Origin of the sequence: Chryseobacterium sp. CBSDS_008 (genome assembly GCF_049959325.1) — a bacterium.
Classification (GTDB): Bacteria; Bacteroidota; Bacteroidia; order Flavobacteriales; family Weeksellaceae; genus Chryseobacterium.
This window is the reverse complement of sequence record NZ_CP188202.1, coordinates 3,211,542-3,235,608: the sequence shown is the minus strand read 5'-3', so window position 1 is coordinate 3,235,608 and position 24,067 is coordinate 3,211,542. Positions and strand designations below refer to the sequence as shown.

Genomic DNA, 24,067 nt, shown 5'->3' with positions numbered 1-24,067 from the left:
CTATGAGAAAACTCCTGCTTCTGCTTTTCATATTCCAGCTGTTATTGATCCACTCTCAGGTAAAAAAAGATTTGGTAATTCCGAAAAATCCAAAGATAGGCTTGTCGCTTGCCGGTGGTGGTGCCAAGGGGTTTTCACATGTAGGAGTTCTTAAAGTATTAGATTCTCTGGGAGTAAAAGTGGACTATATTTCCGGAACAAGTATGGGAGCCATCGTTGGCGGATTATACGCCGCCGGCTACTCCGGAAAAGAAATAGAAAAGATAGTTATGGATACGGATTTTTATTCTCTGATTATGGATCCCAAATCCCGGCAGGAAGCCAGCTTTTTCAATAAATCTGTAGACAAATACCTCTTATCCATTCCGCTTAAAAACGGAAAAATCACGCTTCCCTCCTCTATCAGTACCGGCCAGAGAAATGTTTATCTTCTAAAAGAACTTTTTAAAAACGTTTCCAATATTGACGATTTTTCCAAAATGCCTATCCCATTCTTATGTGTAGCTACCAATCTGGAAAGCGGCAATATGCAGATTTTTGAGAAAGGAGATCTTGTACAGTCGATTATGGCAAGTTCAGCATTTCCTTCCTTAATGGACCCGGTTAAAATTGGCGACAGCATTTATATTGACGGAGCCATGACCGTAAACTATCCCTCAAAGCCTTTAAAGGATAAAGGAATTGATATCGTCATCGGTGTGGACCTTAACCAGGATCTTTCAAAAAGAGAGGATTTAAACAATATTATAGCCATCCTGAACCAGGTCATTGACTTCGGAATAAAGAAAGATACAAGAAAGCAGTATAAATACACAGACATCAATATCAAACCCAACCTGAAAGGAATGTCTGCAACAAGCTATGATGATAAAAAGAAAATTCTGGACAGTGGGTATGTGGAAGGATTAAAATATTCCCAGATACTTGAGCAGCTTCCAAAGAGACCGTTTGACCGTCTCAGACAGCGTGTAAACCCAATATATTCCAACGTTTATAAGATAGACAGTATTTCTATTGAAGGAAGTAAAATATTTGGGAAAAACTATACCCTCGGAAAAATGGGATTACGTCTTCCCTCTCTGCAGACCTATGGAAGTATTAATAAAATGATAGATAAGCTGGTTGCCACCAACAATTACAAATTTATCAATTATGATATCGTTCAGGAAAATGACGCGAACTATTTAAAGCTTTATGTCACCGAGGATGACACCCGTCACTTTTTAAAATTCGGGTTACATTATGATGAAGTTTTCAAGACCGGACTTCTTTTGAATTATTCCGCCAAAAGACTTTTATTTAAAAACTCAAATCTTTCCCTGGATGTTGTTGTAGGAGACCGCTTGAGATATTATCTGAATTATTTTATAGATAACGGATATATTCCGGGATTTGGACTCTATTCATCCGGAATGAGCTTTGATATTAAAAATGTGGACAATTACGTTGTAGACCGCTGGGAATGGATCAGAAACGAAGCTTATATACAATCTGTATGGAAAGATAAGTTTGCTGTCGGCGGTGGTATCAGCCATGACTATTTTAAAGCTGAAAACAGCAATGGAGACAACAGACGGTACAGCCGTTTTCTGAACCCTTATATCTTTATTAAAACCGATACCCAGGATGATAAAGAGTTTCCTACAAAAGGGGTTTATTTTGCAGCTGAAGGAAAAGTGGTAGATCTTTTAAAGTCAGAAGTTGACAAAAGGATAATCCAGATCAAAGCCGATCTTAAAATCAATGTTCCCCTTGGTAAACAATTCACTTATCGTCTTAATATCTTTGGCGGAGTTACTATCGGGGAAAATCTTCCATCCTATTACCAATACAGACTGGGAGGAATTTTTGAGCAGAATCTGATTAATTTTAAAAGCTTCGGAGGATTTTACTTCGCCCAGCTTTATACAAATAATGTCATACTGGCATCTAATGATATCCAGTTTAAGTTTAATAAAAACTATTTTATCAGTGGAAACTTCAGCTTTGCCAATTTATCAAACGATATTAAGTTTGAAGATGCAGTTAAAGTAAATTATAGCTCACTGGGAATTACGGCAGGTTATAAATCTCCTTTCGGGCAGATTAAAGTAAACTTCAGCCACTCACTTAAAAATAACCAAAAAGGTATATTCAGTGTTATTTTAGGACACTGGTTTTAAAAAAATGATACAGTTCTTTTATGAAAACTTGCCAGAATCGGTAAGTACAGATTACAAAAAATGGCTGGAAGATCTTATTCTTTCAGAAGGAAAAAAGCTAGGAGAAATCAATTACATTTTCTGTGATGACGAATATCTTCTTAAGATCAATCAGGATTATTTGCAGCATGATTATTATACGGATATCATCACTTTTGATTATGTAAAAGGCAAAACAATAAGCGCTGAGATTTTCGTATCTTTGCAGCGCATTTCTGATAATGCCTCTACCCTTTCCCGGGATTATGAAGAAGAATTACGAAGAGTGTTAGCCCATGGAATTTTACATCTGGCAGGGTATAAAGACAAGACAGAAGAGGAAGAAAAAGAGATGCGGAGAATGGAAGATCTGTACCTGGATAAATACAGGGATTTAAAGTTTTAAATTGAACAATCACTTAAAGTCCCATATCTAAAGTGCTCAATTCTAGCCATAATATACATTTATCTAGAGTGCATTCTCCAAAAATGTTTCACGTGAAACATTAGATATAAAGATAAGGTTTAAAGCTTAAAACAAGCGATATAAAATGATTTCAGAAATATATGATGTGATAGTAGTAGGTGCCGGACACGCAGGTTGTGAGGCAGCAGCAGCAGCAGCCAACCTCGGTTCAAAAACACTATTGATTACAATGAATATGCAGACCATCGGACAGATGAGCTGCAACCCGGCAATGGGCGGAATCGCAAAAGGACAGATCGTAAGAGAGATTGATGCAATGGGAGGATATTCCGGAATTGTAGCAGACAAATCTGCTATCCAATTCAAGATGCTTAATCTTTCAAAAGGTCCTGCGATGTGGTCTCCGAGAACCCAAAATGACAGAATGCTTTTCGCCGAAGAATGGCGCCTGGCATTAGAGAATACTCCCAATCTTGATTTCTTTCAGGATATGGTGAAACAACTGGTTGTTGAAAATAATAAAGTAACCGGAGTGGTTACTTCTTTAGGAATTGAGATCAAAGGAAGATCAGTAGTTCTTACGAACGGAACTTTTCTTAACGGATTAATCCACGTTGGAGATAAACAATTAGGCGGAGGAAGAATGGGTGAACCAAGAGCTTTTGGAATTACAGAACAATTGGTCACTTTAGGTTTCGAAGCAGGAAGAATGAAAACCGGTACTCCACCAAGAGTAGACGGAAGAAGTTTGGATTATTCTAAGATGGAAGAACAAAAAGGAGATGAAAATCCTCAAAAATTCAGCTACCTTGATACTCCAAAATTAACAAAACAGATGAGCTGCCATATCGTATATACCAATGAAACGGTACACGATATTTTGAGAGAAGGTTTTGACAGAAGCCCAATGTTCAATGGTACCATCCAAAGTTTAGGTCCAAGATATTGTCCAAGTATTGAAGATAAGATCAACCGCTTTGCAGAAAGAAACAGACACCAGCTTTTCGTAGAACCGGAAGGATGGAAAACAGTTGAGATCTATGTAAACGGATTCAGCTCTTCTCTTCCGGAGGATGTACAGATCAAAGCAATGAAGCATATTCCAGGATTTGAAAACGTAAAAGTATTCCGTCCGGGTTACGCTATCGAATATGATTACTTCCCTCCTACCCAATTGAAGCATACACTGGAAACAAAACTAATAGATAATTTATATTTTGCAGGCCAGATCAATGGAACAACCGGATATGAAGAAGCTGCAGGACAAGGTTTGATTGCAGGAATCAATGCACATAATAAAGTACACGAAAAAGGAGATTTTATCCTTAACAGAGATGAAGCCTATATTGGAGTATTGATTGATGATCTGATTACAAAAGGAACTGAGGAACCATACAGAATGTTTACTTCACGTGCAGAATACCGACTTCTTTTAAGACAGGATAACGCCGATATCAGATTAACTGAAAAAGCATTCCAGCTTGGATTGGCAAAAGAAGACAGATTAAGACGAGTTGAAACTAAAATATCTGAAAGTCAGTCACTTGAAGAGTTTCTTCGAGAAACTTCTTTAAAACCCGGAGTTATCAATCCTATCCTTGAGTCTATAGAAAGCAGTCCCGTAGATCAGGCTTACAGAGCTGCACAAATTCTTACGAGACCAAATATGACATTAGAAAAACTGGACGGAATTGATTTTATTAAAGAAGTTTCCAGCCAATATAATGACGAAGTAAGAGAACAGGCAGAAATTAATATCAAATATAAAGGCTATATTGAAAAAGAAAAAGAAAATGTAGCTAAACTAAACCGTCTGGAAAACATCAAAATTCCTGAAGATTTTGACTATACCAAGCTTTCCAGTCTCTCTGCAGAGGCGAAGCAGAAAATGTCTAATGTACGTCCGAAGACCATTGCACAAGCAGGAAGAATAAGCGGGGTTTCCCCAGCAGACATTAATGTTTTATTAGTTTATCTGGGACGTTAAAAAAATGTTTCACGTGAAACATAAAAAAATAAAAGTGAAGATTAAGGTATTCATAAGTGAAAAAACATTTTGAATATCTTAATTTTTTTACCATAATACATATTAACTTCAATGAAAATAAAAGATCATTTTCTTTCACAGGAAATATTTGAAATTAAAGAAACAGAAACCAAAGGAGTCTTCAAAACCACCCCTGTTCCATCTAACATTTCCAGATACTATGAAAGCGAAGATTATATTTCTCATCATCAGGATTCAGGAAGCCTGAAAGAAAAACTATATAAATTCCTTCAGTCATTCAATCTGCAGTATAAAAAAAATATCCTTGTAGACAGAATTAAAAAAGGATCTAAAGTTCTTGACTATGGATGTGGAGCCGGAGAATTTGTAAAATATATAGAGAATGATTTTGAAACTATAGGGTTTGAACCGGATACCGATGCAAGAAAAGCTGCCATCGGAAAAATAAATAAAGCTTCCATATTAGACAATATCAATAACGTTGAAGAAAATAGTTTAGATGCAATTACATTGTGGCATGTATTTGAGCACATCGAAAACCAGGATGAAATGTTGAATATTTTCCACAGAAAGTTAAAAGAAAAAGGACTTCTTATTATTGCAGTTCCCAACCCTACTTCATATGATGCCAAACATTATAAAGAATATTGGGCTGCTTATGATGTTCCGAGACATATCTATCATTTCTCTAAAAACGGTATGGAAAATTTAATTTCCAAAAATCCTGACTGGAAAATGAGAAAAATAAAACCTTTGGTACTTGATTCGTATTATATCGCCATGTTGAGCGAAAAATATAAAAAATCACCGCTATTTTGGCTAAAAGCGGTCATCTACGGAACAATTTCGAACATAAAAGCCTTATTTTCGAACGAATTTTCAAGTTTGATATACATTATCGAAAAAAGATAGAAAATCGATTTTTGACCCGTTTATGAAGGTCAATTTTCAGCATTTTAAGCTTAAAAAATAAAAACTCAGGATTTTTCTCCTGAGTTTTCTTTTTTCTGTATCATATCCATATTATAATTATTCCTCAATTTTATTATATTAAAAAATAAGATTGAAATTTACCTTCCTTCACTATCAATAAAAAATATCTCCCCTACTCTATTTTAATAGTAGAGAAAAATGGCAATCACCTACACAGTAATTTATGTACTTAAAGTTTTTATTGAACTTTCACATTCAGTTTTCGACAAAAGCATACAAACCAGCAATAAAAAGAATAAATTTAGTTTTAACAAGACAAATCCTCACAAAAACAACTTAAATTTGACCTCAAAATAAAAAACAGATATAAATACCCTGAAAAAGATAAAAAATCGATTTTTAAGCTATTTATGCAAGTCGATTTTCATCATTTTTAACAAAAAAGAAAAATTTAGGATGAACTGGCAAATACATTCCTTGCCACCAACAAAATGAAAATCAAATTTACTCTTAAAATAATTCTTCCACTATATAAAAACAAAAACGAGCTCCCTACTCTACTTTAACATTTCCAATAGAAATAATTTTCTGTTTCAAAAAAATAAAATTCAGAAAAATTGATTGGTTCTATTTTTAAGAAAACAGAAAAATGTTAAATTTAATAATTGTGAAGAATTTTAAAAATCAACATTTAAATTATTTAAAAATTGAAAGTTCCTAAACGATTTTAAATTTCATTGAAAATTTTTTATTCTAAAAAAAAAGATTAAAACTGAATAAAATTTATCCTGAAAAGATCTTAAAAAAATCAAAAAGTCATTAACTTATTCATTTTATTGTACTTATCTACTGATTTCTAATATTATGCTAAGTAGATTACACAAAAACAATAAGTGACAAAATAGTTAATAAATTAGTTTAATCATTAATATTCAATAACATACAACACTATCACTAATATGTGAAATATATAAATCATTAAATTTAAAGATCTAGGATTTGTAAAAATTTGTGTCTACCATTTTTCTAGTAGAAATTTAAAATTAAAACAATCTAAAATACTATTTTCTAAAACAGATAATGCAAAACCTATCTCTCCTGATCAATATTCAAAAAGATAATTAGAATCACACTTCAACCGGAATAAAAAAATCATAAATATTCATTTACCAAAGTAAAATGAGAAAAAAAACCTAAATAAAATCACTTAAATTTATAAATTTTACAGGAATATTCTGATCATAAATTTACTGATAAGCATAAGTTACTGAAAGAGAATTCAACCTAGCTTCATATAACTATAAGTTATATCTAAAATAGTATTAAAACTCCGATCAATAAAGGATTTTCATTAAGATTAGAAAATAAAAAAAACCTGCTAATTATATTAGCAGGCATCAAAATATCTATTCTTTTTATTACTTATTAATTGCAGCTACCCCTGGTAACTCTAGTCCTTCAAGACTCTCAAGCATTGCTCCGCCTCCGGTAGAAACATAACTTACCTGATCAGCATATCCGAATTGCTTAACAAAAGCAACACTGTCTCCTCCCCCAACTAAAGAGAAAGCACCAAGCCTTGTTGCTTCAGCAATACTTTCACCTAATGCAACAGTTCCCCCAGCGAAATGCGACATTTCAAAAACTCCGATCGGACCATTCCAAAGAATAGTTCTTGAATTCAGCAGTACATCATTAAACTGATCTCTGGATTTATGTCCTGCGTCAAGTCCCATCCATCCTTCAGGAATTGCATAGATATCAGCTTCCTTTCTGTCTACATCATTACTGAAGCTTTCAGCGATGATCGCATCAGACGGAAGATATACTTTTACTTTATGTTCTTTTGCTTTTCCTAAAATCTCAAGTGCCAACGGAAGCTTATCTTCTTCTACAAGAGAATTACCCACTTTACCTCCAAGGGCCTTAATAAAAGTAAATGCCATTCCTCCTCCGATAATCAGATTATCTACTGCAGGAAGAATATTTTCTATAATGGTAATTTTAGTTGAAACTTTAGAACCGCCAAGGATAGCTGTAACAGGCCTTTCCCCGCTCTTTAATACTTTATCAATTGCCTGAAGCTCCTTAGCCATCAGTAAACCGAAATATTTAGTTTCTGGAAAATATTGAGCAATCACTGCTGTAGAAGCATGAGCTCTGTGCGCTGTTCCAAAAGCATCATTTACATAAGCATCTCCAAGCTTTGCAAGTTTCTCAGCAAATGCGGCATCTCCTTTTTCTTCTTCATTATGAAAACGTACATTTTCCAATAATAAGATCTCCCCAGGTTTTAAATCAGCTGCAGCCTGCTCTGCCTTTTCCCCGATACACTCATCAACAAACTTTACTTCCTGTCCTAAAACAGCAGAAACTTCGCCAAGAATATGTTTAAGGGAAAATTCATCTTTAACCTCTCCCTTTGGTCTGCCAAGATGTGTGATTAAGATGACAGAACCACCATCATTAAGGATCTTCTCCACTGTAGGTTTTACAGCAACAATTCTTGTATTGTCTGTCACTTTCAGTTGATCATCCTGCGGAACATTGAAGTCCACTCTTACCAGAGCCTTCTTATCTTTAAAATTAAGATCATTGATTGTTTTCATAAATAGATTTATTTTTTAAAACCCTATAAAACTGCCGTGCTCAAAACCCGTCTTAGCTTTTGGAAAATCTCGCAGGAACAATTTTATAAATCACATTAAATTTTTGTTTCACAAATGTAAGGTTTTAAACTTTTTCAACAGTTTGATTAAAATAAAAGTTTTCAAAAACTTTCCCCGAACCCAATCACCCATTAATCAACAATTTTATCTCTTTAAAAAAAAGAAATAATGTAGTTGTTGTTGAGTGTTGTTAGTTTCGGGGATAAGTTTTAGTGTAAAAATTGATAACATTCAACTTTTAGTCAATTCATATTTAACTCACAATATAAATCCTTGTAAACCCGCTATTTCACGCACTTATTAACAAATGTTGATAACTTTATATAAAGCTATTATTAGTAATTTCAATATGGAAAAATCTGGGGATAGCTGAAGAAAACATCTGGAAAGTTGTGGTTAAATTTTGCGGAAAGGTTTTCTATTACGAAATAAATTGATCTTTGAAAATAGAAAGTTGATAAAAGTTTTCCACAGTTATTCACATACCTTTTCACAATTAACTCAGGGTTTACTAACACGAATTGTTATTATTCTTACCTTTGTAAGGAAATAGAATCTAATAAAGCTTAATAAGAGTATTATGAAAAGAAAAATTGCCATCGCAGCAGACCATGCAGGCTATGAATATAAGGAGATTGTTAAGAACTACCTTTCAGAACGTTTTGAAGTTCAGGATTTTGGAACGTTTTCCACAAACAGTGTGGATTATCCGGACTTTGTACACCCTGCGGCAACCTCTGTGGAAAACGGAGAAAATGAGCTGGGAATTCTGATCTGCGGAAGCGGAAACGGAGTTCAGATCACTGCGAACAAACACCAGAAAATAAGATGTGCATTATGTTGGATGCCGGAGATTGCAGCACTGGCAAGACAGCATAATGATGCCAATATGATTTCAATACCGGCACGGTTTATATCTAAAGAACTGGCACTTGAAATTGCAGATAAATTTCTTTCAACAGACTTTGAAGGTGGAAGACACCAGAACAGAGTTGACAAAATTGCAGTTTGCTAAATATATTAAGGCTTGTAAATCATATTACAGGCCTTATTTATTTTTTATTCATACATTTGCAGTGTCCGATAGAAATTACACTCTATTATTCTACAAAGCCTTTCTTATATTTGAAACATATATAAAAGAAGGTTTTTCTCTTTTCTTCTCAAGAATTGTATTAAATTTATACAAAACTAAAGCTCCCGTTCTAAGTAAACTGAAAGATAATTTCTGATGATGTACGGAAAGAATCTAATGATGAAATTGAATAACCTTATATAAAGAAGGAATGCGGAAGATTTAGAAAAAGGTTTTATTTAAGCTAAACCAAAAACAATTAAAAGAAAATTAAAATGCCAAAAAAAAGAAAATATATAAGTCATAAAAATGATTTAAAAATGATGGAGATCGGAAGACTGATTCTCCGGTTTATGAATGCGAACTCATCCAAAATTTATAATTATAAGCAGATTGCTGAAGGAATAGATTACAAAAATCCAAGACAAAGAGAACTGGTGATCCAGGCACTGCATAAACTTCAGGGATCTGAAAAAATCAAAGAAGTAGAAAAAGGAAAATATATCGTGAACCTCAAAATTGCAGGAACACTTACCGGAATTATTGATTTCAACCAAAGTGGAAATGCTTATGTAAGTGTGGAAGGACTGGCGGATGACGTCTTCGTTCACGCCAAAAATGTGAAGGATGCCCTGCAGGGAGATAAGGTTCTTATTATAACTTATCATTATAAAGGAAAGAAACTGGAAGGGTCTGTTTTGGAAGTTCTGGAACGTAACAGAACGGAATTCGTAGGAACATTCCAGAAGGTTGCTCACAAGGATTTTGGGTTTGTTGTTTGTGATAAAAAATCAATCAATACAGATATCTTTATTCCGAAAGGAAAATTCAACACTGCTGAAGATGGTGATAAGGTTATTGTAAAAATGACAGAATGGAGACCGGGAGATAAGAACCCTGAAGGTGAAATCACTCAGGTACTGGGTGCTCCGGGGGAACATGAAACAGAGATCCACTCTATCCTTGCAGAATATGGATTGCCTTATGAATTTCCGCAGGAAGTAGAATCTGACGCAGATAAAATTGACAGAAGTATTACTGATGAAGAAGTAGCGAAACGTTGGGATATGCGTAATATCTGTACGTTTACCATTGACCCGAAGGATGCGAAGGATTTTGATGATGCTTTATCCATCAGAAAGCTGGAAAACGGAAACTGGGAAATCGGGGTTCATATTGCAGATGTATCTCATTATGTGGTTCCGGGGACTATTCTCGATGATGAAGCTTATCAGAGAGCAACTTCGGTATATCTTGTTGACAGGGTTGTTCCGATGCTTCCGGAAGTTTTGAGTAATGATGTGTGTTCCCTTCGTCCGAACGAAGATAAATATACGTTTTCAGCAGTTTTTGAACTGAATGATCAGGCTGAAATTCAGAAACAATGGTTTGGAAGAACAGTGATTCATTCAGACCGAAGATTTACCTATGAAGAAGCTCAGGAACGTATTGAAACCGGACAGGGAGATCTGGCTGAAGAGATTAATACCCTTGACAGGCTGGCAAAGATCATGCGTAATGAACGTATAAGAAAAGGGGCTATTACTTTCGACAGAAGTGAAGTAAGATTCAACCTGGATGAAAATAATGAACCGATTGGAGTGTACTTTAAGATCAGTAAAGATTCCAACCACCTGATCGAAGAATTTATGCTTTTAGCCAATAAAAAAGTGTCTGAATTTGTATCCTTGTCAAGAAAAGGTGAAATCACCAATAATACATTTATTTACAGGGTTCACGATGATCCGGATCCGGCAAAATTGGAGTCTTTGAGAGACTTTGTAGCTACTTTCGGATATAAAATGGATCTTGCCAATACCAAGAAGGTTGCAGAATCTCTGAATAAACTGCTTCATGATGTGAAAGGAAAAGGAGAAGAAAATATGATCGAAACACTGGCGATGAGAAGTATGAGCAAAGCGGTGTATTCTACAGAACCAATTGGCCACTATGGTTTAGGTTTTGAATACTATAGTCACTTTACCTCTCCTATCCGCCGTTATCCGGATTTGCTCGCCCACCGTCTTCTTCAGCATTATCTGGATGGAGGAAAATCTCCGAACAGAGGCGAGCTTGAAGAAAAAGCAAAGCACTGCAGCGCCATGGAAAGACTGGCGGCAGATGCGGAAAGAGACTCTATTAAGTTCATGCAGGTGAAATTCATGGAAAAACATCTGGGTGAAATTTTCAGAGGAGTGATTTCCGGAGTGGCAGAATTCGGTTTCTGGGTTGAAATTCCTGAAAATGGAGCTGAAGGATTGATCAAATTGAGAGATCTTGTAGATGATTCATATATGTATGATGCGAAAACCCATGCAGTATACGGAGTAAGACATGGCAATAAATACCAGCTTGGAGATGAAGTTCAGATTAAAGTAGTAAAAGCGAATCTGATTCAGAAGCAGCTTGATTTCCAGATTGTGAAGTAACTAGAATAACAGAAATAAAAGAAGGCGATCACAACTAATGATTTGGGTTGAGAATCGCGTATATGACAGAGTACAGTAAAATTTTATAAAAGAGACCGTTTTCACAAGTTGTGAGACGGTCTCTTTTAGTCATTTATTTTTTCACAAATTTGAATGAAGACTCCTCTGAGTCTAATTTGATAAAGTAAATTCCACTGGCAAGATCCTGAATATTGATTTTTTCAGTGTTGTTATTTATAGTACCTTCCTTAACAAGAGTTCCAGAAGCATTAAATACTTTAAATCCTGATTTTTTAGTCAGACCAAGAACTTGGAGATAGTCAGAAGTTGGGTTTGGAGCTATTTTAACGTAATTTTCTGTAAGTTTAACGTTGGATACATTCAATGTCTGATTTGTAGCTCTGATATTGTCAATATCTAATGTTGCTGTAATAGGATCTGAATCCCAGCTTGGGGCATCATTATGTAAAATACGCATTTCTTGTACATGAGAGAATGTTGTAGAATAAGGATTTAATCCCGATACTCTTACCACAGAAGCCTGATTTATCGGAAAGGCTATTTTTTTCCAGCCTGCTCCCGGAATAACTGCTATTGGATTAGTGGTACTCCAGATTTCCTGTTGAGTGTTGGAAACACTATATCTGAATGATAATCTTAAATATATGATTTCACTTCCGGAATTTCTTACATCCATTGAGATATAAGTAATACCCGCACTGGTAAAACTACCGGTCCACTGAGCATTATTAAAAGTCATCAGATTAAGATTTGAACCAGAACCATTTGAACTTACACGTAAAAAATTGTCCCCTGCACCCAATGGTCCCCCATCAAAAATATTCGCATTAGGTATGGTATTGTTTTTTGTCCAGTTTCGGGTAGTGAAATCTTGAAAATCATCAACCTGTCCTAGTGTTACTTGAGAAAAAGAAATTGCCGGAATACTTAATAAAATCGAAAGTAGAAAATGTTTCTTACGCATCATTTTTGTTTGTTTTAGTTATTAGTTAATATGAAAATTAGAGAAGTGCAAATATATAAAATATACTTATGGATGCAATAAAGATATTTGTAATACATTGCGTTGTAGTATGAATGAAAACGTTTTTAAATCTTTTATTTGGATGATTATTTTTTAATTTACAGGTTTTTGATAATGAGGCTTATTTTAAAACAGGACTTTATTGAATAATTAAATCATAAAGTCTAACTTTGTATTAAACGAAATGAATTTTTTTCATTTTAAAACACTACTTAATGCTAGAACTTGTACTATCTGCCATCATATTAGGATTTATGCTGAGCCTGGTTTTCATAGGACCTATATTTTTCCTGTTAATTGAAACCAGCTTTTCCAGAGGCCCCAAACATGCCTTATCATTAGATCTTGGCGTTATTACTGCAGATTTATTATGCATTGTAGCGGCGTACTATGCCAGTACAGATATTGTAACGTTAATAGATAAACATCCTGGGTTTTACAGGATCACTTCTATTCTTATTTTTGTCTACGGTATTGTGATGCTGGTAACCAAGACCAAAATGCATATGCCCGGAGAAGAAAAGATCATTGGCCAAAATTATATCAAGACATTTTTCAACGGTTTTTTCTTTAATCTTTTAAATGTTGGGGTCATCCTTTTCTGGCTGGTAACGGTAATTTCCGTAAGGAATCAATATCCGGACACCAGCAGTTTTATCTTCTACATAAGCATTGTACTGGCAACCTATCTTTCAATAGATCTTGCCAAGATATTTCTGGCAAAACAATTTCACGATAAACTGACACAAAAGCTTGCCAATCAAATCAGAAGAGTTGTTGGCTGTATTCTTATTATCTTCAGTTTCTTTATCTTCCTGCAGAGTTTCAAGAAATTCAATCAGTTTGACAGACGGTTGGAGGAAGCTGAAAAGAAAGAAGTAAAATATCAAAAAACAAAATGAAAAAAATGATCTTTCCAAAGTCTCTTAAAAAAGGAGACAAAATAGCTGTTATTTCCCCTGCAGGAGCAGTAGATGCCCCTCAACTTGAAAAGGGAATAGAAATGATTAGAAACAGAGGTTTTGAACCCGTTCTGGGGGAACATCTTTACACCAAGTTTTCAAATGGTTATAATTATGCCGGAACAGAAAAGGAAAGAATAAAAGATATTAACTGGGCCTTTAACGATAAAGCAATCAGAGCGGTATGGGCTTCCAGAGGAGGCTACGGATGCCAGCACCTGATTCAGCATCTTAAGCTGAAAAACTTTACAGAAAACCCGAAATGGTACATCGGATATTCCGATAATACCGTCATTCAAAGCTATCTGTTGAAAAAAGGGTATGGGTCCATCCATGGACAAACCATCAAAACATCCAGCTTTGGCGTTACAGATGAAAGCTATGACCTTATCTTTGACATTTTAAAAGGAAAAGCACCAAAATACAGTCTTGAATCTCATCAATTCAATAGAAAAGGGGATATTAAAGGCGAATTGGTTGGTGGGAATTTAGCCCTTATCTATGCCCTTCTGGGGACCAAATATTCTTTTGAATTTAAAGACAAAATTCTGTTTATCGAAGATATCGGAGAAAACTTCTATGCCCTGGACCGTATGATCATGACACTGGAGCTGGCAGGTGTCTTCAATAAAATCAAAGGGTTGATTGTGGGTGGAATGACCAATATGGGAGACGAAAAGGAAAACAATAGCTATGAAGAAAGCTTTGATGAATTTGCTTACAAGCTGATCTCAGATAGAATTTCAAAGTATAATTTCCCTGTAGCATTTGCTTTTCCTAATGGACATATTAAAGACAACAGACCCCTTTTAATCGGTGCAAATGTTAAAATGAAGGTCGGGACTAAAGTAAAAATAGATTTTTAAAATACCACTACCCTCCTATCTCCAGACTCTTAAACACAACATATGGCTAACCATAATGATTTTGGAAAAATAGCAGAAGATATGGCCGCAGATTATCTTCAGAAAAGCGGGTATAAAATCCTGGTCAGAAATTTCCGTTTTCAGAAAGCAGAGATTGATATCATTGCTGAAAAAGATAATCTTATTATTGTAGTGGAAGTGAAAGCCAGATCTACGGATTTTTTCATTCTTCCACAGGAAGCCGTTACCAAAACAAAGATAAAAACAATTGTTTCCGCAGCCAATTACTATCTGGAAGAATTTAATAAAGATAACGAAGTCAGATTTGATATCATCTCCGTTCTTCCCGATGAAAGTAAGAATTTAATTATTGACCATATCAAAGATGCTTTTCAGGCCTTTGATGCAAATTAATAAATCAATTATGAAGACAATATTAATCACCGGAGCTACTTCCGGAATAGGAAAAGCAACCGCAGAGCTTCTTGCAAAACAAGGGAACAGAATTATTATCTGCGGAAGAAGAAGTGAAGTACTGGAAGCTGTAAAAGCAGAGCTTTCTCAATTTACCGAAATATTTAGTTTAAAGTTTGATGTAAGGAATCTCAAAGAAGTGGAAACCGCTATCAATTCGCTTCCTGAAAACTGGAAAGAGATTGATGTTCTGGTCAATAATGCAGGAAATGCTCATGGATTAGATCCTCTGTCGGCAGGGAAGACAGAGGACTGGGATTCTATGATCGACGGAAATGTAAAAGGACTACTCTATGTTTCCAAAATGATTATCCCAGGTATGAAAACTAAAAATTTAGGTCATATAGTAAATATCAGTTCTGTTGCAGCAAGACAGACGTATGCGAATGGAGTAGTGTACTGTGCCACGAAGAAAGCAGTAGATGTTATTTCTGAGGGGATGAGGTTAGAGCTTACTGAATTTGGAATCAAGGTAACCAATATACAGCCGGGAGCAGTAGAGACAGATTTCTCTTTGGTAAGATTCAAAGGAGACAGCGAGAAAGCTTCTACCGTCTATGCTGGATATGATGCCCTTAAAGCGGAAGATATTGCCGATGCCATTGCTTATTGTGTGAATGCCCCGAAACATGTTACTGTTTCAGATATGACCATTTATCCAAGTGCTCAGGCAGAACCGAGAACAATTTATAGAAAATAGTCCAAAATAATGGAGTAAATTTGCAGTTTAGATAAAACAAAAAAATGAAAATTCTATATCTGGAAACATCGTCCAGGAACTGTTCGGTAGCGGTATCAGACAACGGGAAACTGTTATGTCTTTGTGAAGAAGTTTCTGAAAACTATAAACAGTCTGAAAGTCTTCATACCTATGTGGAATGGGCATTGGAAGGAGCGGGGATTTCACTTAAAGATATCGAAGCTGTTTCCCTGGGAAAAGGTCCCGGATCTTATACGGGATTAAGAATTGGTGCTGCCTCTGCAAAAGGATTTTGTTACGGACTAAAAGTACCTCTTGTAGCCGTAAATTCTCTTGAAAGCATGATAGAGCCTTTTTTAGGTGGTAACTATGATCTTGTAGTGCCTTTAGTTGATGCAAGAAGAATGGAGGTTTATACGGCCGTTTATGACGGTAAAACAGGGAGGGAGTTATCTGAGACCGAAGCTAAAATTTTAGATGAAACCTCTTTTGAAGAATTCAGCGATAAAAAAGTTCTGTTTGTAGGGGATGGGGCTAAAAAAGCAAAAGAAATCATGAATCTTCCCGATGCTGTTTTTAACGAAGATGTTTATCCTTCTACACAATATCTCATCAGGAAGACCCTGGAAAAAACAGAAAACAGGGAATTTGAAGATATGGCTTATTTTGAGCCTTTTTATCTCAAAGATTTCCATGGAGTAAAGAAAAAGAAATCGTAAGATTCTATGACTATAAAAATAAGCATACAATAAAAAGCGAAGAATAAATCTTCGCTTTTTTATTTTACTGAGGTCTTGGTGGTACCTTTGACGCAGGTTTTGTTTCGTTTGATTTTTTAGGATTTTGCTGCTGATTTAATTGTTGTGGAGCGCTGTTACTGTTTTGCATGCCATCCAGCTTCTGCACAGTTCCGTTATTCATTTGTGGAATACCCTTATTTTGCATATCAGGTTGTACGGGGGCGCCTGAAGGCTGCTGGGGAATAGTATTTCCCTTATTGTCAGTCGCCTGGAAGCTCAGATCACTTTTCAGGTAATTCAGCATCTCTTTAGCCCTGATCCCTTCAGGAGTTTTAGAATAATTCAGCGCAATCTGTTCAAGCTGAAGAATCATTACTTCTTTGCCGCTGGATTTCCCGGCATTGAATGCATTTAAAAGATATAATTTAGGAACCAGTGCATCTTTTGGGAACTTCTGGATCGTCTGATCTATTACATCCTTACTTTCAGCAAATTTTTCCGATTCAAACAGGGCATAGGCCTTTTTATATTCATTTTCAACTTCTTCTGTTGATTTTACAAATGATTTGTTTTTAGGATTTCTCGCAAATTCAGCATAAGAGGTATAGGGATAATCTGCTAAAAGAATTTGTTTTGCCCTTTCAGAGGCCTGTGGATTTTTTTCATAATTCATGGCAAAAATCTCATATAATGCCTGCAGCATTACTTTTTCTTCCGGCTTTACGTCTACAAGATCATACAGCGTTTTGGTGGCCAGGGGAGTGTTGGTAAAATAGTTCTGATACATAATCCCAAGTCCTAATGAAGCAGTGTCCCTGTCCTTTTTTAATTGGGATAGTTTACCCTGATCCGTAGGAATCTGCTCAATATAATAGGCAGGCTCAAAACGTCTTGGATTAGGTGCAGAAGTTACCCCCAATGCTTCATTCTTCATATCTTCAATAGAAGCCATTTTCTTGGAAGAACGCCAGTTATCAGCAAGAGCACGGTCTCCCCAGATTTGTTTGAAGGAAGAAGTTCCTTTGCTTACAGTTCCTGAATTGCTGAAGTAAAACCCTTTTGTAGTGACTCCAAAATCCTCAAAAGAATTGGAGCTATTGGCAAAAACAGAATTAGCACTATAATCTCCGGTATCAAATCCTTTGCTTCTTTCTGCCCGTCTTCTTTCCTGTTCCTCTTTTTCTTCCTTGACTTTTAATTTGGCAATATATTTTGTGAAATAATCGGTTTTCTGAGCATCATCCATTTTCGCCAGAGACAGAATACTGTCATTCTTTTTGATAAGATAATAATTTCTGGAAATCTTTTTGATGTATTCAGACTGATCCTTTAATAAGATTTTTGACGGCTCATAAGTCATTACAGCAAGGGCAGAATCATAGTAGCTTCCAGCGCCGATATAATCATTTTTGTCTAGGTAGCTTTTTCCTATTTCATAGTAAGCCAATCCGCGGATCTGAGGGTCAGAAACCTTTTCAAACAATGATTTTCTGAAGAATTGCTGAGCTTCATCTTTCTTGCCTGCTTTATTGGCCATCAAACCTAAGGCATAGTAAAATTCATTCTTTCTGGAGCCGTATGTCCCTTTTTTACTGATTCCTTCCAGGTAATTTTTGGCACCCGCATAGTCTCCCTTGCCATTAAAAGTTTTAGCAATGGCAATCTGAGACTTCACTTCGAATTCAAAATCATTGGCATATTTGTAAGCCGCAGTATAGCTTTCCCTCGCCTTATCATTCTGGTTCAGATTTTCCAGAACCTGGCCTCTCAGATAAGCGATCCTGCTTTTCAGTTTTCTGCTGGTATTCAGTTCAAAAGCATTATCGAGTTCTTTGGCTGCTTCTTCTTTTTTACCTGCATCAAGCAGAGATTCAGAATAATAGATACTCAGGAGTTTTGCATAGCTTTTACTGAGGTCTTCTCCTTTCAGTTTTGCAAAAGTTTCATGTGCTCTGTGGTAATCTTTGATTTGATCATAAGCAAGCCCCTGATAAATTCTTGCTAAAGCTATCCTCTTATCATCCTTCATATGGGTGAAAACATAATTAAGCGCATCGAGTGCCTCCAGGGATTTACCCCGATAAATTCTCGCCTGAGCGAGGATCATATAAGCATCAAATATCTGCTTATTTTTCTCTTCACCATTTCTGGTTACCGAATATTTATTAATTGCTTTCAGGGCCTTCGCTTCCGCAATTTCAAGAGTAGTTGCTCCCTTGCCCTGTTCACCCTCAGGTCTGGCAGGTCCGTTTCCTGAAGATCCTCCAGGCCTGTTGGGAATGCCGGAATCACCTCTTCCAGAAGGTCTGTTGGCTACTTCAGCCATCTTCATAGAATTCTCTGCAAAAGCTTCAGTCTGACCAAGATCACTTCCCAAAGGCTGTTCTTCATAGGTAAGAATAGGAATATAAGGTGCATAAAAATTATCCTTATGACCCTTGTCTCTGGTTGTAAATTCACTGTTTAATGCATCTTTCGCATTAAAAAGAGTATTATAATATGTGGAAAATCCTTTCAATAGTTTTGATCGCTGCTCCGGCTTTTTTGTTCTGGTAGAACAGGAAGCAACAAGGCATATTACTAAAAGGAACAATATATTCTTTTTCATTATTCAATATAACTCGCTAATCTGCTTTTTATTATCACCCGTTTGATGATTTTGTAAAAATAATAAAATTTTATAATGAATAATATTTATATTTTTGACGAAAAATATTTTATTTCTTCTTTAATAGATGTCCGAAATCCTTATAATCTTTTAAATCAGGGACATTTCTTTCAATATTTTGTAAACAAGATGGGTGGGTAGGCCCATAATGGTATAAAAACTTCCTGTAAGGCTCGTGATCTTCGCCATTCCCAGCCATTCCTGAATACCATAACTCCCGGCTTTATCGAAAGGCTTATAATTTTTGATATAATAGTTTATTTCTTGATCAGAGAGATTGTCAAGAGTAACATCGGCAACATCGGTTTCTGTAAAAGAATGGGTTACTGTTTTGATGGTAATTCCGGTATAAACCTGGTGGGTTCTTCCTGAAAGGCTTTGCAGCATCTTAAAGGCATCATCTTCATCTTTAGGTTTTCCAAGGATCTGATGATCAACTGCGACTATCGTATCAGCAGTCAGCAGGACTTCATCTGCTGCCAGACGTCTGAATGCTTCTGCTTTTAAATCAGAAAGATAGGCTGCAGCTTCTTCTATTTTGATATGTTCTGGGAGAATTTCTTCACAGTCTATTTTTACGACTTCAAATTCAAAACCAAGGCTGGAAAGAAGCTCTTTTCTTCTTGGTGATTGTGACGCTAAAAGTAATTTCATACCGTTAATTATACAGATTGTGTATTATCATCATGCCAGTTTCCCTGCACTTTCATCACCTGTTCAATCACATCGCGCACTGCTCCGGTTCCTCCTTTTTTCGGGGAAATATAATCGGAAATACCTTTTACTTCAGGGACTGCATTTTCAGGACATGCTGCAATAGCTGAGTTTTCCATGATATGAATATCCGGAAGATCATCACCCATGGTCAGAATTTCTTCGTTTTTAAGATTGTGTTTCTTCTTAAAGTCTTCGAAATCATCTATTTTATTGTGGGACTTCGGGTAGTAATCCTGTATGCCGAGGTAATTGATCCTGTGTTTTACCATTTCATCATTTCCTCCCGTAATAACACCGATCAGATAATTATTTTTTAAAGCCTTCACCACCGCATATCCATCCAGGACATTCATTACCCTGCACATATTTCCTCCCGGAAGCAGATAAACACTTCCGTCTGTGAAAACTCCGTCAACATCAAATACAAATGCCTTAATATCTTTTAATTTCTCTTTATAGCTCATACATTTTCTGAATAGAATGATTCATTGTTTTATAAATTTCAAGACTTTCGTCTTTTAATAACTGTTCATGCAGCTGTAAAATCCTTACATCATTTCTTACTGCAGGTCCGGTTTGCGCCATTTTAGGCTCAATCTCATGAATTTTCTGAACCGTTTCATCGATAAGCGGTAAAAAATAATCGAACGGAATTTCCTGAGAATCTGAAACTTCCTTAGCTCTTGAAAACAGATGATTCACAAAATTACAGGCAAAAACTGCAGTAAGGTGAATATATTTTCTTTTTTCGTGATTGCTTTCCATTACCCTTTCTGAAATCTTTGAAGCAAGGTCAGTCAATATTTTTTGGTCTTCTTCATTTTCAGCTTCTACAAAAAACGGAATTTTCTCATATTCCAGTTCTTTGGATTTTGAAAACGTCTGTAAAGGATAGAAACTTGCCTTTCTGTAGTCACCGGCCAAAACTTCTTTAGCAAGAGAGCCTGAGGTGTGGGCAACGAGGCTGCCTTTTCTGGTAATAATTTTCGAAACTTCTTCCACAGAATTATCACTCACACAGATGATATAAAGATCTGCCTCATCCAGATGATCTGTAGAGTAAGGAACCTTTAATTCTTCGGAAATCTTACTTAATTCTTTTTCGTTCCTGCCAAAAATCTGGGCCAGGGGAATGCTTTTCAAAGTGAAAGCTTTTGCCATATGATAGGCAACGTTTCCGGAACCGATGATTACAATTTGCATATAACAAATATAAGATTTTAAGACGAGCCGGGAAAGGAAGACGGCTTCAGAAATCCTGTTCTTCGGTATAGGCACGTTTATTGCGTAAGTGTCTCATATTATTTTTAATATTTAAATTGAAAATTGGATTTTTAATTTAACTTTCAGCTATTTTTGTAATCCAAAACAATGAAGGCATCTTATGAAGATTAAGGACGCGGAAATTATTTCGTTGATGCAGAATCCACGGACCCAGGATAAAGGGGTCCGGGCCTTGATGGATGCCTATCAAAGCAGATTGTACTGGCACATAAGAAGAATTATTGTGGACGGTGATCTTGCACAGGATACGCTGCAGGAAACTTTTATTAAAGCTTATCAGAATTTTCATCAGTTTAAAAATGATAGCCAGTTGTATACCTGGTTGTACAGAATTGCTACCAACGAAGCACTGCAGCAGGTCAACAAAATGAAAAAAATGCAGAAGACTGATGAAGACCCGGAGTATCACATGCAGAATCTCGTAGCCGATAATACTGAAGGTGATGCTGAAGAAATACAGATTTTACTGCAGAACGCTATACAGAGCCTGCCCGAAAAGCAGAAACTGGTATTTATGATGCGGTATTATGATGATTTACCCTACGAAGAAATATCAAAAATAGTAGATATGTCAGTAGGGACTCTGAAAACAAATTATCATTATGCCAAACAGAAAATAGAAGATTATATTAAAGAAAATTACGAAAAATAATTTTTTACCCAACAAAGATGAAAGAGTTCGACATAGAAAAACTAGAGCGTAAAAACATTTACAAAGTTCCTGATAATATGTTTGAAAATATTCAGGAGAACGTTATGAATGATATAAAGACAAGTAAAAAAGCACCTGTCTTTAAGCTGAACTGGATGTATGCGGCGGCGGCATCACTGGCTTTGATCTTTGGAGCAACCTATGTTTTCAATTCAGATAAAGATACTGCTGAACAGCAACTGAATGCTAAAACAGCTTATGTTGCCAATAACACAAAAGCAAAAACAGAAAGCGAGCTTGCTTATGAAACTTTGAAATCTGATTTAACTTCTGTTGAAAATAACAATCAAACAGTTGAAAATCAAAAAAATAAAAATATCTACGCTTCTAAAAGCGGGGATGAAACTGAAAAAATAACAGAGAAACCAAAACCGGTGAAAACTGTAAATAAAAAAGAAGAAACACGAATGAATGATTATCTAGACTCGTTTTCTAATTCTGAAATTGCAGAGTTAGCAAGTAATTCGACACAGGACGTTTATTTGGATATTTATAATTAAAAGAAGATGAAAAAGATATTATTGACGTTTTTGATTATTTACGGCTTTGGATTAAATGCCCAAAGAACTGATTACGACTGGAAAAAGATGGATCCTAAACAAAGGAAAGAAATTATCAATAATCTTTCTCCGGAAGAAAGAAAAGAGCTGCTGAAGAAATTCAGAAACAATATGATTATGGATAATCTCAATGTTGATCCGGATGATAAAGCAGAGTTTACCCAATTGTATAACGAATATCTGGACAGCCAGAAGCAGATAAAAAGTCAGTTTAATTCAAATTTTGATCCTGAAACTTTAACAGATGAAGAAGCAAAAGCAAAGCTGCAGCAAAGTTTTGAATTGGGACAGAAGCTATTGGATAACCGAAAAAAATATGCAGATAAAATGCAGCAGGTGATACCCTGCCAGAAAGTGCTGAAGCTATTTCAATCCGAGAAAATGATGAAGGATAAAATGGATGAAAGAAACCCTCATGGAAATATGAGTGCTTCGGGACCTAAACAAAACCCATAATAGTTTATTTTTTTAATGTTGGACGGCTCTTACAGATTTTTCTGTGAGAGCCGTTTAATTATTTATCAGAATTTTTAATTTTGTGAAAAAACAAAGATGAAACTAAAACTGTTATTTTTTCTTTTCCCCCTATTTATTTCTGCTCAAAAGAATCAACTTGTAGAACTCAGGAAAAATATAAAAGATAAAAGTCATACTGCCCAATCTCTTACTTTACTTGACAGAAGAGAAGATAAATTTATAGGAATTATATCTCATAGAAAAGACCCTTATGAAGTGAAATTTGAAAAAGATGATCTGGAAAAATTATTTTCAGACTGGTTTATAGAATATAATAAAGAACGTGGAAATAATGAATATTTCCTTATACTGGAATATTTAAAAGTTAAAGATGTACCAACAGAAAGATCAGTTATGGGACATTTGGATATGCAGGCAGCTACTTTTCTTAAAAAAAACAATCAATTTTATTTTCTTAAAAAAAACAGAATTTCAAAAGATTATCAACAGAAAGACCACGCTTATATTACTAGAGCTATAGCGGCCAGTATATCAGCAGAATTATCCAATATTATAAAGGATTCCTATGATACAGAAGAATTGAACATTCCAATTTCTGAGGTGGATATGGAAAATTATGAAAAAGTAATATCTGAACAGTTGCCAATTTATAGTTTAAGGGCTTTTACAGACGGTGTTTATAGAGATTATAAGTCATTTGCAGAACAAAAACCCGATAAAGAGCTTATGGTGAAAAAGAATAAAGAAGGGGTAATTAAAGGGGTGAAAAGATCCGATGATTATGATAACCTACACAAAGAAGTTTTTGCAGTTGTTGATAATGGAATTGCTTATAAAAAAACACCAGTAAATTTTATTGAAATTGACAAAGATAATAATGGCTTCTTTATAGTAGCATCTGAGGAAGAGCTCTTTCCGCAGAATAATACAATGACTATTGCAGGAGCGGTGTCTTTCGGGATAGTAGGTGGTATAATAGGTGCTGTAATAGATGGTGCTTCCTCAAAAGCTCGCAAACAGAATGCAACGTATTCTAGAGTAGGAATTGATAGACTTACAGGAGAGTATATTTTACCAGAAAATTTTAGGAAATCAAAGGAATAAAATAATTTCCGGGTTTTTGATTTTAGTTCTATTGCTA

At 35.5% G+C, this 24,067-nt stretch carries 21 protein-coding genes; 15 read left to right on the top strand and 6 right to left on the bottom strand.

The window, feature by feature from the left end:
* Positions 1 to 2 precede the first annotated feature (2 nt).
* From ACP3T3_RS14620 to ACP3T3_RS14605, 4 genes are all read left to right on the top strand, one after another.
* Entirely contained in the window at positions 3 to 2,162 is a 2,160-nt protein-coding gene (locus tag ACP3T3_RS14620; protein ID WP_426476559.1) for a patatin-like phospholipase family protein, read from the top strand.
* Positions 2,163 to 2,166: 4 nt separating this feature from the next.
* Positions 2,167 to 2,586: an rRNA maturation RNase YbeY gene (ybeY, locus tag ACP3T3_RS14615; RefSeq protein WP_034694045.1), complete on the top strand. Its 420-nt coding sequence runs from the start codon at positions 2,167 to 2,169 to the stop codon at positions 2,584 to 2,586.
* 145 nt (positions 2,587 to 2,731) lie between these two features.
* Positions 2,732 to 4,594: a tRNA uridine-5-carboxymethylaminomethyl(34) synthesis enzyme MnmG gene (mnmG, locus tag ACP3T3_RS14610; protein WP_426476558.1), complete on the top strand. Its 1,863-nt coding sequence runs from the start codon at positions 2,732 to 2,734 to the stop codon at positions 4,592 to 4,594.
* A gap of 111 nt (positions 4,595 to 4,705) precedes the next feature.
* On the top strand, positions 4,706 to 5,527 hold the full coding sequence (locus ACP3T3_RS14605) for a class I SAM-dependent methyltransferase (protein ID WP_426476557.1): 822 nt from the start codon (positions 4,706 to 4,708) through the stop codon (positions 5,525 to 5,527).
* 1,439 nt (positions 5,528 to 6,966) lie between these two features.
* Here the strand turns inward: ACP3T3_RS14605 and ACP3T3_RS14600 are convergent.
* Entirely contained in the window at positions 6,967 to 8,157 is a 1,191-nt protein-coding gene (locus tag ACP3T3_RS14600; protein WP_426476556.1) for a phosphoglycerate kinase, read from the bottom strand.
* A 640-nt stretch (positions 8,158 to 8,797) separates the two neighbouring features.
* On the opposite strand from ACP3T3_RS14600, the gene rpiB reads away from it, so the two are divergent.
* Together rpiB and rnr are read left to right on the top strand one after the other, a co-directional pair.
* Positions 8,798 to 9,232, top strand: a complete 435-nt coding sequence (rpiB, locus tag ACP3T3_RS14595) for a ribose 5-phosphate isomerase B (RefSeq protein WP_426476555.1) — start codon at positions 8,798 to 8,800, stop codon at positions 9,230 to 9,232.
* A gap of 335 nt (positions 9,233 to 9,567) precedes the next feature.
* Positions 9,568 to 11,721: a ribonuclease R gene (rnr, locus tag ACP3T3_RS14590; RefSeq protein WP_426476554.1), complete on the top strand. Its 2,154-nt coding sequence runs from the start codon at positions 9,568 to 9,570 to the stop codon at positions 11,719 to 11,721.
* A gap of 133 nt (positions 11,722 to 11,854) precedes the next feature.
* On the opposite strand, the gene ACP3T3_RS14585 is transcribed toward rnr, so the two are convergent.
* Entirely contained in the window at positions 11,855 to 12,709 is an 855-nt protein-coding gene (locus ACP3T3_RS14585; RefSeq protein ID WP_426476553.1) for a T9SS type A sorting domain-containing protein, read from the bottom strand.
* Positions 12,710 to 12,981: 272 nt separating this feature from the next.
* On the opposite strand from ACP3T3_RS14585, the gene ACP3T3_RS14580 reads away from it, so the two are divergent.
* Genes ACP3T3_RS14580 through tsaB form a run of 5 tightly spaced genes read left to right on the top strand, consistent with a single transcriptional unit; the run spans position 12,982 to position 16,487 of the window.
* Positions 12,982 to 13,668: a LysE family translocator gene (locus ACP3T3_RS14580; RefSeq protein ID WP_426476552.1), complete on the top strand. Its 687-nt coding sequence runs from the start codon at positions 12,982 to 12,984 to the stop codon at positions 13,666 to 13,668.
* A complete protein-coding gene (locus tag ACP3T3_RS14575; RefSeq protein ID WP_426476551.1) occupies positions 13,665 to 14,594 on the top strand; it encodes a S66 peptidase family protein in 930 nt (309 codons plus the stop codon). Before ACP3T3_RS14580 ends, ACP3T3_RS14575 begins: the two co-directional genes overlap by 4 nt.
* 42 nt (positions 14,595 to 14,636) lie before the next feature.
* Entirely contained in the window at positions 14,637 to 15,008 is a 372-nt protein-coding gene (locus ACP3T3_RS14570; protein WP_426476550.1) for a YraN family protein, read from the top strand.
* Between the two features lie 10 nt (positions 15,009 to 15,018).
* The gene (locus ACP3T3_RS14565; RefSeq protein WP_426476549.1) at positions 15,019 to 15,768 is read left to right on the top strand and encodes an SDR family NAD(P)-dependent oxidoreductase; all 750 of its coding nucleotides are present in this window, start codon (positions 15,019 to 15,021) and stop codon (positions 15,766 to 15,768) included.
* Between the two features lie 44 nt (positions 15,769 to 15,812).
* Positions 15,813 to 16,487 carry a tRNA (adenosine(37)-N6)-threonylcarbamoyltransferase complex dimerization subunit type 1 TsaB gene (gene tsaB / locus ACP3T3_RS14560; protein ID WP_426476548.1) on the top strand — a complete coding sequence of 225 codons (675 nt, stop codon included), beginning with the start codon at positions 15,813 to 15,815 and terminating at the stop codon, positions 16,485 to 16,487.
* Positions 16,488 to 16,551: 64 nt separating this feature from the next.
* On the opposite strand, the gene ACP3T3_RS14555 is transcribed toward tsaB, so the two are convergent.
* The 4 genes from ACP3T3_RS14555 to ACP3T3_RS14540 form a co-directional block, all read right to left on the bottom strand.
* Positions 16,552 to 19,116, bottom strand: coding sequence for a tetratricopeptide repeat protein (locus ACP3T3_RS14555; protein ID WP_426476547.1), 2,565 nt, complete (start codon positions 19,114 to 19,116; stop codon positions 16,552 to 16,554).
* Between the two features lie 150 nt (positions 19,117 to 19,266).
* Positions 19,267 to 19,830, bottom strand: coding sequence for a Maf family protein (locus ACP3T3_RS14550; RefSeq protein WP_426476546.1), 564 nt, complete (start codon positions 19,828 to 19,830; stop codon positions 19,267 to 19,269).
* An 8-nt stretch (positions 19,831 to 19,838) separates the two neighbouring features.
* Positions 19,839 to 20,357 carry a KdsC family phosphatase gene (locus ACP3T3_RS14545; protein WP_426476545.1) on the bottom strand — a complete coding sequence of 173 codons (519 nt, stop codon included), beginning with the start codon at positions 20,355 to 20,357 and terminating at the stop codon, positions 19,839 to 19,841.
* On the bottom strand, positions 20,347 to 21,096 hold the full coding sequence (locus ACP3T3_RS14540; protein WP_426476544.1) for a Rossmann-like and DUF2520 domain-containing protein: 750 nt from the start codon (positions 21,094 to 21,096) through the stop codon (positions 20,347 to 20,349). Before ACP3T3_RS14540 ends, ACP3T3_RS14545 begins: the two co-directional genes overlap by 11 nt.
* 181 nt (positions 21,097 to 21,277) lie before the next feature.
* On the opposite strand from ACP3T3_RS14540, the gene ACP3T3_RS14535 reads away from it, so the two are divergent.
* The 4 genes from ACP3T3_RS14535 (at position 21,278) to ACP3T3_RS14520 (ending at position 24,030) form a co-directional block, all read left to right on the top strand.
* A complete protein-coding gene (locus ACP3T3_RS14535; protein WP_034694015.1) occupies positions 21,278 to 21,829 on the top strand; it encodes an RNA polymerase sigma factor in 552 nt (183 codons plus the stop codon).
* A gap of 17 nt (positions 21,830 to 21,846) precedes the next feature.
* Positions 21,847 to 22,389, top strand: coding sequence for a hypothetical protein (locus ACP3T3_RS14530; protein ID WP_426476543.1), 543 nt, complete (start codon positions 21,847 to 21,849; stop codon positions 22,387 to 22,389).
* Between the two features lie 6 nt (positions 22,390 to 22,395).
* Positions 22,396 to 22,905: a hypothetical protein gene (locus ACP3T3_RS14525; protein WP_426476542.1), complete on the top strand. Its 510-nt coding sequence runs from the start codon at positions 22,396 to 22,398 to the stop codon at positions 22,903 to 22,905.
* A 96-nt stretch (positions 22,906 to 23,001) separates the two neighbouring features.
* Positions 23,002 to 24,030, top strand: coding sequence for a hypothetical protein (locus ACP3T3_RS14520; protein WP_426476541.1), 1,029 nt, complete (start codon positions 23,002 to 23,004; stop codon positions 24,028 to 24,030).
* The last annotated feature ends 37 nt before the right edge of the window (positions 24,031 to 24,067 follow it).

Coding starts and splice junctions, on each gene's coding strand:
- ACP3T3_RS14535 (WP_034694015.1), top strand. CDS start 21,278: ATGAAGATTAAGGACGCGGAAATTATTTCGTTGATGCAGAATCCACGG.
- ACP3T3_RS14525 (WP_426476542.1), top strand. CDS start 22,396: ATGAAAAAGATATTATTGACGTTTTTGATTATTTACGGCTTTGGATTA.
- ACP3T3_RS14620 (WP_426476559.1), top strand. CDS start 3: ATGAGAAAACTCCTGCTTCTGCTTTTCATATTCCAGCTGTTATTGATC.
- ybeY (WP_034694045.1), top strand. CDS start 2,167: ATGATACAGTTCTTTTATGAAAACTTGCCAGAATCGGTAAGTACAGAT.
- ACP3T3_RS14555 (WP_426476547.1), bottom strand. CDS start 19,116: ATGAAAAAGAATATATTGTTCCTTTTAGTAATATGCCTTGTTGCTTCC.
- ACP3T3_RS14530 (WP_426476543.1), top strand. CDS start 21,847: ATGAAAGAGTTCGACATAGAAAAACTAGAGCGTAAAAACATTTACAAA.
- rpiB (WP_426476555.1), top strand. CDS start 8,798: ATGAAAAGAAAAATTGCCATCGCAGCAGACCATGCAGGCTATGAATAT.
- ACP3T3_RS14575 (WP_426476551.1), top strand. CDS start 13,665: ATGAAAAAAATGATCTTTCCAAAGTCTCTTAAAAAAGGAGACAAAATA.
- ACP3T3_RS14520 (WP_426476541.1), top strand. CDS start 23,002: ATGAAACTAAAACTGTTATTTTTTCTTTTCCCCCTATTTATTTCTGCT.
- ACP3T3_RS14550 (WP_426476546.1), bottom strand. CDS start 19,830: ATGAAATTACTTTTAGCGTCACAATCACCAAGAAGAAAAGAGCTTCTT.
- ACP3T3_RS14565 (WP_426476549.1), top strand. CDS start 15,019: ATGAAGACAATATTAATCACCGGAGCTACTTCCGGAATAGGAAAAGCA.
- ACP3T3_RS14580 (WP_426476552.1), top strand. CDS start 12,982: ATGCTAGAACTTGTACTATCTGCCATCATATTAGGATTTATGCTGAGC.
- ACP3T3_RS14570 (WP_426476550.1), top strand. CDS start 14,637: ATGGCTAACCATAATGATTTTGGAAAAATAGCAGAAGATATGGCCGCA.
- ACP3T3_RS14605 (WP_426476557.1), top strand. CDS start 4,706: ATGAAAATAAAAGATCATTTTCTTTCACAGGAAATATTTGAAATTAAA.
- ACP3T3_RS14600 (WP_426476556.1), bottom strand. CDS start 8,157: ATGAAAACAATCAATGATCTTAATTTTAAAGATAAGAAGGCTCTGGTA.
- ACP3T3_RS14545 (WP_426476545.1), bottom strand. CDS start 20,357: ATGAGCTATAAAGAGAAATTAAAAGATATTAAGGCATTTGTATTTGAT.
- mnmG (WP_426476558.1), top strand. CDS start 2,732: ATGATTTCAGAAATATATGATGTGATAGTAGTAGGTGCCGGACACGCA.
- ACP3T3_RS14540 (WP_426476544.1), bottom strand. CDS start 21,096: ATGCAAATTGTAATCATCGGTTCCGGAAACGTTGCCTATCATATGGCA.
- ACP3T3_RS14585 (WP_426476553.1), bottom strand. CDS start 12,709: ATGATGCGTAAGAAACATTTTCTACTTTCGATTTTATTAAGTATTCCG.
- tsaB (WP_426476548.1), top strand. CDS start 15,813: ATGAAAATTCTATATCTGGAAACATCGTCCAGGAACTGTTCGGTAGCG.
- rnr (WP_426476554.1), top strand. CDS start 9,568: ATGCCAAAAAAAAGAAAATATATAAGTCATAAAAATGATTTAAAAATG.